This is a genomic window from Paenibacillus sp. DMB5 (genome assembly GCF_001517085.1).
Lineage (GTDB): Bacteria > Bacillota > Bacilli > Paenibacillales > Paenibacillaceae > Paenibacillus_AQ.
This window is the reverse complement of sequence record NZ_LRAC01000140.1, coordinates 167,405-179,964: the sequence shown is the minus strand read 5'-3', so window position 1 is coordinate 179,964 and position 12,560 is coordinate 167,405. Positions and strand designations below refer to the sequence as shown.

Genomic DNA, 12,560 nt, shown 5'->3' with positions numbered 1-12,560 from the left:
AATATGGGAAAAGTGAAAATAGGATTACTCCAGTTTTTCAGCATAACACTTCTGTTTGAACTGGGGACTTCCCTGGTTGTCAATCTGGGTATGGCCGCCGGAAGGGATGCCTGGCTTTCCATTCTGGTCGGCTCCCTGGCCGGCCTGCTGATGTTTTGGGGGTATGCCTATCTGTACAGAAAGCATTCGGATCTGACGTTCATTGGCTACACCCGCAAGCTTTTGGGCAAAACCGCCGGTACACCGGTTGCATTGCTGTACATTATTTTGTATATGAACCTATCCGGCAGGGGCCTGCGTGACGGCAGTACGATGCTGGCAATGGCCACGATGCATAACACACCGTTGTTTATCCTCAGCATGCTGATGATTCTGTCGAGCTCCTATGTGCTGCATAAGGGTACTGAGGTGCTTACACGGACTTCGCTGGTGTTTACCACGATTGTTTTAATGATCGGATTATTCAGTATGATTCTGCTGATGCTGTCAGGCTCCATTAATCTTCAACATCTGCTGCCCGTGCTGGAGGACGGCTTCCGGCCGGTAATGGATTCGGTAGTGCATCAGAATTATATGTTCCCGTTCGGAGAAATGATCGTCTTTACGATGCTGATGCCTTATCTATCCGATGCCCGGAAAGGCCCGTGGATTATAGCTGCCGCCATGCTCTTTTCCGCGCTGCTGCTTAGCGCCACGATTGCCCTGAATATTTCGGTGCTGGGGGCGGATATCGCGAAGCGTTCCCCGCTGCCGCTGATGCCGACGATCAGCAAAATCTCGATTTCGGATTTCATCCAGCGGGTGGATATTTTTGTGGTAATGGTGCTGATCATCGGGGTCTTTTTCAAAATGTCGGTCTTTTTCAGCGCCGCCCTGATTGGAATCTCTGAATTGTTCAAACTCCCGTACCGGCGGATGCTCTATCCTTGCACACTGATCATTCTTTTTACTTCGATGCTGGATGCCCGCAGCTTCACAGAGCATCTGGATGAAGGGGGCAGGCTGCTGTACACGGTCTACCCGGTGTTCATGATTGTCATCCCCGTTATTCTGATCATTATTACGGCTGTCCGCAGCTATTTTTCGGAGCCCCGTCCCGGCTGAGTGCCGCGGACCCAGTAGATGATATCGGGCACAATCAGCGCGAGCACCATGACGGCGGCAGCCAGCTTTTCCGAAGCGGAATAGAGGAGATAATTGAGGATGTAAGCAATGTTGCCCAGGCCATAGCCGAACAGCCAGTCCAATAAATACAGATACATCAGGGACAGTGCAGATAAAATAAGGATTACTGCATATTTGCGGAGCAGCAGTCTGCGCGTTTTTCTTTTCAACCCGGAACAGTCCTTTGCTGGTTAATAAAAGTAGTATGGGCATTTTCTGTAATGCCATGCAGGGCCTCCGCCTGGTATGTCCATATTTGGGCTCCCGAATGCTTATCATCCATCCCGTTTTATGTTACATTAGTATGAAACTAATGACAGTATAGGGGAGGTTCTTGCGGTGAAGCCGGATTTGCGCTCTGCATGGAAGAATAACGTGTTGGTCGGAGACGGGGCGATGGGAACCTTTTTATATCAGAAGGGCTTCCCTGTCGGCATCTCCTATGAAGAATTGAATCTGAACTCTCCTGAAGTCATTGAAGATGTGCACCGCAGCTATATTGAAGCCGGAGCCGTGCTCCTGGAGAGCAACACGTACTCCGCCAATTATGACAAGCTGGCCAAATTCGGCCTTGAGGGCAAGGTGGAGGATATTAACCGCGCCGGTGTGCGGATTGCACGGAAGGCGGCGGGGGAGGCCGGGTATGTAGTCGGTGCGGTAGGCTCTATCCGTGCCGGCAAACGGGCAAATCTGTCCGCTTCCGAGCTGAAACGCTTCTACACCCAGCAGTTCGCTGCATTGCTAGAAGAGCAGCCTGACGGGATTATGCTGGAGACCTTCTATGACGTAGAGGAGCTTCACCTGGCGCTGAAGGCGGTCCGCAAGCTTAGCAACCTTCCGGTCATCTGCCAGCTGGCAGTGGATGAGACGGCGCGTACGCTTGACGGGTTAACGCTGCCGGAGGCTTTTCATGTTCTGGAGCAGGACGGGGCAGACATTATCGGCTTCAACTGCCGGACCGGGCCTAACGGCATCAAGCGTGCCCTCAAAACACTGCAAGGAAGCCTTGCGCTGCCGGTGTCGGTCTATCCTAATGCAGGGATTGCCGATTATGTGGACGGGCAGTACCGCTACGGTGCAACGCCGGATTATTTCGGGCAGATGGCCCCTGTCTTTGCGGATATGGGCAGCCGGATTATCGGCGGCTGCTGCGGTACAACACCGCAGCATATCGCTGAAATCTCGGCTGCGCTGCGCGGGTATGTCCCGCAGCCTCTGCCGGAGCCGGCCGTGAAACAGAGTGTGCACAGCATTACCGTGCATGAGCATCTGGAGGAGGACGGCGGCCGCAGCGGCCGTGAGCCAAATCTGGTTGATCTGGTGAAGGAGCGCCATACAGTGATTGTTGAGCTCGACCCGCCGCGTGATCTCGATATTACGAAGTTCATGAAAGGCGCTGAGGCGCTGCGCAGAGCAGGGGCAGATGCCCTGACACTGGCTGACAACTCCCTTGCCGTAACACGGATGAGCAATATGGCACTCGGCTCGCTGGTACAGGCCCGGACCGGGCTTAGGCCGCTGGTGCACGTTGCCTGCCGGGACCGCAACCTGATCGGGACCCAGTCTCATCTGATGGGCTTTGATGCGCTGGGCATTGACCATGTGCTGGCTGTTACGGGAGATCCGGCGCGGTTCGGTGATCTGCCGGGCTCAAGCTCCATTTACGATTTGACCTCATTCGAAATTATCCGGATGATCAAGCAGCTTAATGACGGGATTGCCTTCTCGGGCAAGCCGCTCAAACAGAAGGCCAAGTTTGTGATCGGGGCGGCGTTTAACCCGAACGTGAAGCATCTGGACAAAGCGGTGCAGCGGCTGGAGAAAAAGATTGCCTCCGGTGCCGATTATATTATGACACAGCCTGTCTATGATCCGGAGCTGATTGCGAATATTGCGGCAGCGACCAAGCATCTCGATATTCCGATTTTCCTCGGGATCATGCCACTGGCAAGCGGCCGCAATGCCGAATACCTGCATAACGAGGTGCCGGGTATCCAGCTGTCGGATGAGGTGCGCACTCGAATGCAGGGACTGGAAGGCGAAGCCGGCCGGGCAGAGGGCGTCGCCATCGCCAAGGAGCTGCTGGATGCCGCCACCGAACACTTTAACGGGATATACCTGATGACCCCGTTTATGTTCTACGACATGAGCGTACAGCTGCTGGAGTATATTTGGGCCAAGCAGGGGCGCAAATTGTCCCCCTTGTTTCGCTAGTAAGAATCAATTACAATAGTGTAATGGATGTGATTCCGTTGTCATTTAGCATGACCGGATACGGTCAATCATCCCTGCAATTCGGCGGTTACAAGATTACGTTCGAAGTCAAATCGGTGAATAACCGTTACTGCGAAGTTGTGCTGCGGATGCCCCGGGATTGGACGGTTTATGAGGATATGCTGCGCAAGACTGTGCAGAACCATATCAGACGGGGACGGGTAGATGTTATCATTAACAGGGAGACCGCGGATGAGGCGCCTGCCTTGCAGGAGCTGAACCGTCAGGCGGTCAAATCCTATCTGGAATCGGCAGAAGCGCTGAAGAAGGAGTTCGAGCTTGCGGGAGAGTTGACCTTGCGTGATATACTCTCTATGCCCGGTGTTATGGAACTGAAGGAGGGGCCGGCGGCTGTATCAGCCGGTACGCCTGAAGAATGGTCCGAGATGCTTGAGCGGGGATTAACGCAGAGCCTGGAGTCGCTGCTTCAGATGCGTGCCCGGGAAGGAAGCTATCTTGCGGCCGACCTGTCGCGCAGGCTTGTCCATCTTGAAGAGCTGCACGCGGCGATGACAACCTTAGCCCCGGCAGTTGTAAATGAATACCGCGATAAGCTGCGGCAGCGGCTGAGCGAACTGAATGACGAACGTTCCCATTTGAAGAGCATAAATTCGGAATGGAAATTGCTATTTTTGCCGACCGCTGTAACATTGATGAAGAGCTTACCCGGCTGTACAGTCATTTTGAACAATGCAGGGCCCTGCTTGATGGAAGTGAGCCGGCAGGACGCAAGCTGGATTTTCTCATCCAGGAGATGAACAGGGAGACGAATACAATCGGGTCGAAATGCAATCATCTGAATCTGGTGAATCTCACGCTCGAGATGAAGGCGGAGCTTGAGAAGATTCGTGAGCAGGCGGCGAATATGGAGTAACAGGATTTTCGGCAAGCAATGATGTAACCTATGGGGGGAACAACCGGAACATGGCAATCAAATTAATTAACATCGGCTTTGGAAATATCGTGTCGGCCAACCGTATTATTTCCATTGTCAGCCCGGAATCTGCACCGATCAAGCGTATCATCCAGGAAGCCAGAGACCGGCATATGCTGATCGATGCAACCTATGGCCGCCGGACGCGGGCCGTCATCATCACGGACAGCGACCATGTCATCCTCTCGGCAGTTCAGCCGGAGACAGTGGCACACCGTCTGTCCAGTAAAGATGACGATAACGACGAATAACAACAATTGGAGTGTACTATGTCAAAAGGATTGCTGATTATTTTATCCGGACCATCCGGCGTTGGCAAAGGCACAGTGTGTACAGCACTAAGACCCAAAATGCCTGAGCTTGTCTATTCCGTATCTGCCACCACCCGCAATCCGCGGGAAGGCGAAGAGAACGGGGTCAATTATTTTTTCAAGAGCAGGGATGAGTTTGCTGCAATGATTGAAGCAGACCAGCTGCTGGAATATGCAGAATATGTAGGGAACTATTACGGGACTCCTCGTGATTTTGTGGAACGTACGCTGGAGAGCGGTAAAGATATCATTCTGGAGATCGAGGTGCAGGGTGCGCTGAAGGTCAAGGAGAAGTTTCCTGAAGGAATCTTTGTCTTCCTGCTGCCTCCTTCTATGGATGAGCTCAAGGACCGCATCCGCGGACGCGGTACGGAGCATCCCGATGTAATCAGCCACCGCATGTCTGTTGCCGAGGATGAGATTGGGCTGATCCGGCACTATGACTACGCCGTAGTGAATGATGAGATCGACCTCGCCTGCAAACGAATTGAGAGCATTATTATCGCCGAGCACTGCAAAGTAAGATAATAAGCGCTGCCAGGATTGAACCATATTTACAGTAAATGATGAAGAGGTGTCTTACGTGCTATATCCGTCTATTGATGAAATGATGAACAAGGTTGACAGCAAGTATTCGCTGGTTGTCGCTGCAGCCCGCCGGGCAAGACTGCTCCGTGAAGGCGGCAAGACTGATGTCAAAGCGCCTAAATCCCATAAGTTCGTCGGCGTTGCGCTGGAAGAAATCTATGAAGACCGCATCCTTGTGACCCGCGGCGAAGAGTAGTTTCCGCTTCTTGCTGCACCTGCAGCAGAAACAGCTCTCGTTTAACAGCTGTTTCTGCTCCGGTCAGCCGGAATTATGTAGTATAATGTCATATGTAGCCCGTACCCGGGCTGTTCCTGACAACCGGAAGGTTGTTATTTTTTTAGAAACGGGTGCCAACCTTTACTGAAGGCGGCGCAGCCGTTTCTTCTTGCCGGTATAGGCCGACTCAGGCTATCATCCGGCTATTGAATGTCAGATCCGGTTCATCGGAGCCTGATACTGGCTTGAAACAGGGGGGATTATGTTGAACAGCTTAACAGGCAAAATCATTATCCTTGGCGTTACAGGGGGCATTGCTGCCTATAAGGCGGCAGCTTTGACGAGCAAGCTGACCCAGAAGGGGGCCGAGGTTCATGTTATTATGACAGCTTCGGCCAAGCAGTTTATTACCGAGCTGACTTTTCAGTCGCTGTCCAAACAGCGGGTATACAGTGATACCTTCCAGGAGCGTGACCCCGCTTCAATCTCTCATATTGATCTGGCCGGTTCCGCCGACCTGGTGCTTATTGCACCGGCAACCGCCAATATAATTGCCAAGATGGCACATGGCCTGGCTGATGATATGCTGTCCACCACGCTGCTTGCCACTACAGCACCTGTCATGGTGGCGCCGGCGATGAATGTGCATATGTACCAGCATCCGGCTGTAGTCAGTAATATGAATACACTGGCTTCACGCGGCGTGCAGTTTATCGAACCCGGAGAAGGGCTGCTGGCCTGCGGCTATGTAGGCAAAGGCAGACTGGAGGAGCCGGAGTCGATTGTCCGTGTGGTCGAGCAGTATTTCAATATTCAGGCTGATAGACTTAAAGGTCCTTTAAGCGGCAAAAAAGTGATGGTTACCGCAGGCGGAACTGTTGAGCGGATTGATCCGGTCCGTTATATTTCCAATGATTCCTCCGGCAAAATGGGCTTTGCAATCGCCCGTGCTGCGCGGGCCATGGGCGCAGAGGTAACCCTGATCGCGGCACGGACAGATGAAACGCCGCCGCAGGATCCTGAAATTACCCTGGTCCGGGTGGAATCGGCACAGTCTATGCTGGATGAGGTTGTCAGCCGCTGGAACAGCTGCGATATTCTCATTAAGGCTGCTGCTGTAGCCGACTACCGGCCGAAGCATAGTGCGGATGCCAAAATTAAAAAGAGCGGGGATACCATGACGCTTGAGCTGGTTAAAACAACCGACATCCTGGAGAGTCTGGGCAAGGTGAAGGATAACCAGTTTCTGATCGGCTTTGCGGCCGAAACAGGCAACGCCGAATATTATGCAAAGGATAAGCTGGTCCGCAAAAATCTGGATCTGATCGTTGCCAATGATGTGTCCAGGGAAGGCGCCGGATTCGGCACGGACACCAATATTGTGTCCATCTACGATGCAGACGGCCTTGTGCTGGATCTTCCGCTCAGCTCGAAGGATGAGGTCGCGCGCCGTCTGCTGACGCTTGCAGCCGAACGGATATCCGGAGTAACACGATAATGGAGATAGCGAAGGTCATTGTCGATGTTCCTGTGCGCAGCACCGACCGGCCGTTCGATTACTCTATTCCTGATGCTCTGCGGCTGTGGATCGAAGTCGGCAGCCGTGTAGCGGTTCCCTTCGGACACCGCACGGTACAGGGATTCGTCGTTTCGCTGGAGTCAGGGGAGACTGGAACAGCTTCCGGACTTAAGCCGATCCAGGAGGTCCTTGACCTGCTCCCGCCGCTATCACCGGAGCTTGTTGAATTAGGGGACTGGATGAGCCAGCGCTATGCCTGCCGGCGGATTTCTGCCCTGCAGGCTATGCTGCCTACCGCGCTCAAAGGCAAGGCTGAACGCCTGATCTCTCTGGGCGAAGAGGCTGAAGCTGCGGATAAGCCGGCAGATGAACTGTTTCCGCTGTTCCTGGAGGAGGATCTGGAGGAGCGGACGATCATTGATTTCGTCAGAAAAGCCGGAGAAGTGTCCATGAAGCAGCTGACCCGCAGCTTTCCCGGAGCTGCAGAGACGGTCAAGTTTATGCTGCGCCGGGGCGTGCTTACCGAGAGTCAGTCCATCAAGGATAAAATGGGCAAGAAGAAGCTGAAGGCTGTTGACCTGGCGATCGGGCTGGCTGCAGCCCGTGAATCGCTCAGCACCTTCCCGGCGCGGTCGGCCCGGCAGAAAGACGTCTTGTCCTTTCTGATTGAAATGGAGCAAATGCTGCCCATGCCGATGAAGGATCTGTTGGCCGTTCTGCAGGTTACGGCGGGTACGGTCAAGGCGCTGGAAGAAAAGGGCTATATTGAAATTAGTGAAATTGAAGTATATCGCGATCCTTACCGGGGCCGCGACTTTAAGCCTAGTACACCTTTGCCGCTTACACCTGAGCAGCAGAAGGTTTTCACCCGGATAGCCCGGACGGTTGATGAGCAGCAGCATGAGGTCTTTCTGCTGCACGGGGTAACCGGCAGCGGGAAAACGGAGATTTATTTGCAGTGTATACAGCGTGCTGTGGATCAGGGCCGGCAGGCTGTGGTGCTCGTCCCGGAAATTGCGTTAACCCCGCAGATGGTGGAACGGTTCAAGGGACGGTTCGGCAGCGGCGTAGCGGTTATGCACAGCCGCCTGTCCGTCGGTGAACGCTATGACGAATGGCGCAAGATCAGGGAAGGTAAAGCAATGGTAGCTGTCGGGGCCCGTTCGGCGGTATTCGCCCCTTTCGCCAACCTGGGGCTGATTATTATGGATGAAGAGCATGAATCCTCGTATAAGCAGGAGGAGAACCCGAAATACCATGCCCGCGATGTGGCTGTCCGCAGGGCAGAGCAGGGCGGGGCAGCCGTTATTCTTGGTTCTGCTACCCCTTCATTGGAGAGCTATCATGCTGCCAGGTCCCAGAGCGACATTCACTTCTCGCCGGTGCTGCTGGAAATGCCTACCCGTGCTCTTGGCAATGCGTTGCCAAAGGTGCATGTGGTGGATATGCGGGATGAGCTTAAGGAAGGAAACCGTTCGATGTTCAGCCGCAGACTTCACGCTGCACTGGAGAGCAGGCTGGAGAAAGGGGAGCAGACAGTACTGCTCCTGAACCGCAGAGGCTTCTCCACCTTTGTCATGTGCCGCAGCTGCGGATATGTAGCCACCTGCCCCGAATGCGATATTTCGCTGACTTATCACAGCCGCAGTGACAATCTGCGCTGTCATTACTGCGGTCACGCAGAACCTTCGCCGAAGGTCTGCCCGGAATGCGGCAGCGAGCATATCCGCTTCTTTGGGACAGGAACCCAGCGTGTGGAGGAAGAGCTGGGTAAGCTCTTCCCCGGAATCCGGGTTATCCGGATGGATGTGGATACGACAACAGAGAAAGGCTCTCACGAGAAGCTGCTGAACCAGTTCCGCGACAAAAAGGCCGACGTCCTGCTGGGCACGCAGATGGTAGCCAAGGGGCTGGATTTCCCGGATGTAACCCTTGTCGGAGTCATAACCGCCGATTCTGCACTGAATCTGCCGGACTTCCGGGCCGGTGAAAAGACCTTCCAGCTGCTTACCCAAGTGGCCGGCCGGGCCGGAAGACATCAGCTTCCCGGTGAAGTTGTCGTGCAGTCCTACACGCCCGAGCATTACTCGATCGTGCATGCGAGCGGACACGACTATTACTCCTTCGTCCGTGAAGAGCTGAAGCACCGCAGAGCCCTGCATTACCCGCCGTACTGCAGGCTGATTCTCGTCACCCTCTCGCACGAGCAGCTTCCGCTCCTGCTGAAAATGGCGGAGAATTACGCGCTGAATCTGCAGGGACGGGCAAGACAGCTCCGCTGGTTCGCCAGCCTGGACAAGCTGTCCGCGGATGCGCTTGACCTGCTAGGACCAGTCGCTTCCCCGCTGCCCAAGCTGAAAGGAAGATACCGGTTCCAGTGTATTATCAAATGGCGGGGGGCAATCGATGCCATCGGACTGGCCCGCCAGATTGCAGAGGAGCTGGAAGATTCGCTCCGCGATAACAATCTGCAGATCAGTATCGACGTAGATCCGCAGATGTTGATGTAGCTTTATGGCGTGATACAATATAGAGAATACAGAACGTTCAGAACAAGGATGGTGTACGTGTAATGGCAATAAGATTAATTGTAAAAGAACCGGATGAGGTATTGCACAAAACAGCAAAAGCTGTAACCAAAGTAACCCCGAATGTCCAGAAGCTGCTGGATGATATGGCTGATACGATGTATGACGCGGAAGGCGTCGGCCTGGCTGCGCCGCAAGTAGGAATTCTGAAGCGTCTGATCGTTGTTGATGCCGATGAGGAGCACGGACTGATCAAGCTGATCAATCCGGAGATCATAAGTACAGAAGGCGAACAGTTCGGACCGGAAGGCTGCCTGAGCATTCCGGGACTAAACGGCGATGTCCGGCGGGCAGAGACAGTAACTGTACGCGGTCTTGACCGTGAAGGTAAAGAGGTTACCATTACGGGCAGCGGCCTTCTGGCCCGCGCATTCCAGCATGAAATTGACCATCTCAACGGAGTTTTGTTTACCGATATTGCCGAGAAGGTATATGAGTACACTGCTGAGCACAGTGAGTCCGGGGAGTGAACGGAATGAAGATTGTATTCATGGGCACACCGGCTTTTGCCGTGCCTTCACTGAAAATGCTTGTGGAGGAAGGTTATGATGTCGTGGCTGTTATCACCCAGCCCGACCGGCCGCAGGGCCGAAAGAAGACGCTTATGCCTACTCCGGTCAAGGAGGCTGCCCTATCGCTCGGGCTTCCGGTGCTGCAGCCGGAACGCTGCGCCGGCCGGAAGCGGTGGCAGAGCTTGCCGCCTATGCTCCTGACCTGATTGTTACAGCCGCTTACGGCCAGATCCTGCCTAAAAGTGTGCTTGATCTGCCGCGCAACGGCTGCGTTAATGTCCATGGCTCGTTGCTGCCGAAATACCGCGGGGGTGCGCCGATCCAGCGCTGCATCATCAACGGGGAGACGGTAACCGGTGTGACTTTGATGTATATGGCTGAAGGGCTGGATACCGGCGATATGATCTCCCGTGTCGAAGTGCCGATTGGAGATGAGGACACCGCAGGTGATCTGTTTGAAAAGCTGAGCCTGGCCGGACGCGATTTGCTGAAGGCGGAGATGCCGAAGCTGGCATCAGGCCGTGTTGAAGCAGTGCAGCAGGATGACAATGAAGCTACTTATGCGCCGAATTTGAGCCGGGATGACGAGCGGATCGACTGGAATGCAGGCTCCCGTGATATTTACAACCGGATCCGGGGACTTGTCCCGTTCTCCGGGGCGTCACCCTCTGGAACGGCGAAACCTTTAAGGTATGGGCGGCTGCTAAGCCTGCTGACCAGCAGACTGCACCTTCCAAACCACCCGGCACAGTACTTGCAGTCAATGAACGCGGTGTAGAGGTGAGCACCGGTGACGGTTCACTGCTGCTGACCTCTGTGCAGCCGGCCGGCAAAAAAACGATGAGCGCCGGTGACTTCAGCCGCGGTGCGGCTATGAGTCCCGGGACGGTGCTCGGTTGAGCGCGGGCATGAACGGGGGCGGCCCGGGGCGCAGCGGACAGAGGTCCGGACGCAATGGCGATTCCGCCAAGCCGCAGGGCAGCCGTGTGCAAGGCGGAAGCGGGGCAGCCGGGAAGAGCGCGGACAGGGGAACCCGTCCTGCTGCTTCATCCCGCGCTGTGGCGCTTGATGTGCTGGTCCGGGTAGAGCAGGAGGGTGCCTACAGTAACCTTTTGCTGAACAGCAGCTTGCAGAAGTCTGGACTTAGCCGTGAGGATTCCGGGCTGGCTACAGAGCTGGTATACGGCACTTTGTCCCGGTTGATTACACTGGATTACGTGCTTGAGGATTTTGTAAGCAAGGGGATTGCCAAGCTGACACCTTGGGTGCGCAATCTGCTGCGGCTGAGCCTGTATCAGATCATGTATCTGGACCGCATTCCGCCGCATGCTGCCGTCAATGAAGCAGTTAACATAGCCAAGAAACGCGGCCATCAGGGCATCTCCGGGATGGTTAACGGAGTATTGCGCAGCGTGCTGCGCGCCGGTGAGCTGCCGGTACTCAAAAAAGGCCTTAGTGAAGCTGAGCGGATCTCTATCCTCTACTCCCATCCTTTATGGATGGTAGAGCGCTGGGCGGCTGAGTACGGTACCCAAACAGCTGAAGCGATGTGCGCTGCCAATAATGAACCGCCGGCTGTCAGCGTCAGGGTGAATACGACAATGATCAGCCGGGACAAGCTGCTTGAAGAAATGCAGGATGCAGGAATGAATGCGGCTGCATCCAGGTTAAGCCCGTACGGTATCGTCGTTAAGGGAGCCGGCAATCTAGCTTTAACCTCCTGGTATTCAGATGGTTATCTGTCCGTCCAGGATGAAAGCTCTATGCTGGTTGCGGAAGCTGTCGCTCCGGAACCTGGCATGAGAGTCCTTGACTGCTGCGCTGCCCCTGGCGGCAAGAGCGCCCATATGGGCGAACTGATGAAGGACGATGGCTATATCTATGCCAACGATCTTCATGCCCACAAGGCCAAGCTAATCTCCGATCAGGCAGCTCGCCTTGGGCTGGACTGCATCACGACCGGCAGCACAGATGCGCTTGAGCTTGCCGCTGAGCTGCCGGCGGAGTCGTTTGACCGGATTCTGCTGGATGCACCGTGCTCCGGGCTCGGGGTGATCCGGCGCAAGCCGGATCTCAAATGGCGCAAGCAGCCGGAGGATGTAGACAGCATTGCCGGACTGCAGGCAGAGCTGCTGCAGTCCGTCTCCAGGCTGCTGAAGCCCGGAGGAGTGCTGGTCTACAGCACTTGCACCACGGAGCAGGCGGAGAACAGTGCAATTGTGTCCGCTTTTCTGAAGCAGAATCCGGACTTCGTTCCGGTAAGCTTCAGTACCCCGGTATGGGAACGGACCAAGGATACGGCGCTTGCTGCCGGCGAAGGTATCCAGCTGCTGCCGCAGCATTTCGGCAGCGACGGATTCTATATCGCCCGTCTGCAGCGACTCTTGTAAGTTAGCAGAACGGCTGAATGAATTTTAACAGAGGTCCCGCCCGCAGATTCTGGTGCGCGGCGG

10 protein-coding genes and 2 pseudogenes are annotated in these 12,560 nt (G+C 54.9%); 11 read left to right on the top strand and 1 reads right to left on the bottom strand.

Going from position 1 to position 12,560, the window contains the following annotated elements:
• Positions 1-3 precede the first annotated feature (3 nt).
• Complete coding sequence (locus AWJ19_RS23515; RefSeq protein WP_068727542.1) at positions 4-1,104, top strand: GerAB/ArcD/ProY family transporter; 1,101 nt, start codon at positions 4-6, stop codon at positions 1,102-1,104.
• Here AWJ19_RS23515 and AWJ19_RS23510 read toward each other — a convergent pair.
• Positions 1,077-1,334: a hypothetical protein gene (locus tag AWJ19_RS23510; RefSeq protein WP_068727540.1), complete on the bottom strand. Its 258-nt coding sequence runs from the start codon at positions 1,332-1,334 to the stop codon at positions 1,077-1,079. The two genes, AWJ19_RS23515 and AWJ19_RS23510, sit on opposite strands and share 28 nt — an antisense overlap.
• Before the next feature lie 169 nt (positions 1,335-1,503).
• On the opposite strand from AWJ19_RS23510, the gene AWJ19_RS23505 reads away from it, so the two are divergent.
• From AWJ19_RS23505 to rsmB, 10 genes and pseudogenes are all read left to right on the top strand, one after another.
• Positions 1,504-3,378, top strand: a complete 1,875-nt coding sequence (locus AWJ19_RS23505; RefSeq protein WP_068727538.1) for a bifunctional homocysteine S-methyltransferase/methylenetetrahydrofolate reductase — start codon at positions 1,504-1,506, stop codon at positions 3,376-3,378.
• Positions 3,379-3,416: 38 nt separating this feature from the next.
• Positions 3,417-4,312: pseudogene (locus tag AWJ19_RS23500) on the top strand (YicC/YloC family endoribonuclease).
• 50 nt (positions 4,313-4,362) lie between these two features.
• Complete coding sequence (locus AWJ19_RS23495; protein ID WP_006209218.1) at positions 4,363-4,623, top strand: DUF370 domain-containing protein; 261 nt, start codon at positions 4,363-4,365, stop codon at positions 4,621-4,623.
• Positions 4,624-4,641: 18 nt separating this feature from the next.
• Positions 4,642-5,211, top strand: coding sequence for a guanylate kinase (gene gmk / locus AWJ19_RS23490; protein WP_068727536.1), 570 nt, complete (start codon positions 4,642-4,644; stop codon positions 5,209-5,211).
• Positions 5,212-5,266: 55 nt separating this feature from the next.
• Complete coding sequence (gene rpoZ, locus AWJ19_RS23485) at positions 5,267-5,467, top strand: DNA-directed RNA polymerase subunit omega (protein WP_068727534.1); 201 nt, start codon at positions 5,267-5,269, stop codon at positions 5,465-5,467.
• A gap of 283 nt (positions 5,468-5,750) precedes the next feature.
• Positions 5,751-6,986, top strand: coding sequence for a bifunctional phosphopantothenoylcysteine decarboxylase/phosphopantothenate--cysteine ligase CoaBC (gene coaBC, locus AWJ19_RS23480; protein WP_068727533.1), 1,236 nt, complete (start codon positions 5,751-5,753; stop codon positions 6,984-6,986).
• Positions 6,986-9,517 (top strand): primosomal protein N', encoded by a 2,532-nt coding sequence (gene priA / locus AWJ19_RS23475; protein WP_068727531.1) that lies wholly within the window; start codon positions 6,986-6,988, stop codon positions 9,515-9,517. The genes coaBC and priA overlap by 1 nt, the downstream gene beginning before the upstream one ends.
• 62 nt (positions 9,518-9,579) lie before the next feature.
• Positions 9,580-10,065 (top strand): peptide deformylase, encoded by a 486-nt coding sequence (def, locus tag AWJ19_RS23470; protein ID WP_068727529.1) that lies wholly within the window; start codon positions 9,580-9,582, stop codon positions 10,063-10,065.
• Positions 10,066-10,070: 5 nt separating this feature from the next.
• Positions 10,071-11,007 (top strand): annotated as a pseudogene (gene fmt, locus AWJ19_RS23465) (methionyl-tRNA formyltransferase).
• Complete coding sequence (rsmB, locus tag AWJ19_RS23460; RefSeq protein WP_241781858.1) at positions 11,004-12,497, top strand: 16S rRNA (cytosine(967)-C(5))-methyltransferase RsmB; 1,494 nt, start codon at positions 11,004-11,006, stop codon at positions 12,495-12,497. Before fmt ends, rsmB begins: the two are co-directional and overlap by 4 nt.
• Positions 12,498-12,560: the final 63 nt, after the last annotated feature.

What these genes read in the sequence shown, in the direction of transcription:
- coaBC (WP_068727533.1), top strand. Translation starts at nt 5,751, where the DNA reads ATGTTGAACAGCTTAACAGGCAAAATCATTATCCTTGGCGTTACAGGG.
- def (WP_068727529.1), top strand. Translation starts at nt 9,580, where the DNA reads ATGGCAATAAGATTAATTGTAAAAGAACCGGATGAGGTATTGCACAAA.
- gmk (WP_068727536.1), top strand. Translation starts at nt 4,642, where the DNA reads ATGTCAAAAGGATTGCTGATTATTTTATCCGGACCATCCGGCGTTGGC.
- AWJ19_RS23495 (WP_006209218.1), top strand. Translation starts at nt 4,363, where the DNA reads ATGGCAATCAAATTAATTAACATCGGCTTTGGAAATATCGTGTCGGCC.
- priA (WP_068727531.1), top strand. Translation starts at nt 6,986, where the DNA reads ATGGAGATAGCGAAGGTCATTGTCGATGTTCCTGTGCGCAGCACCGAC.
- AWJ19_RS23515 (WP_068727542.1), top strand. Translation starts at nt 4, where the DNA reads ATGGGAAAAGTGAAAATAGGATTACTCCAGTTTTTCAGCATAACACTT.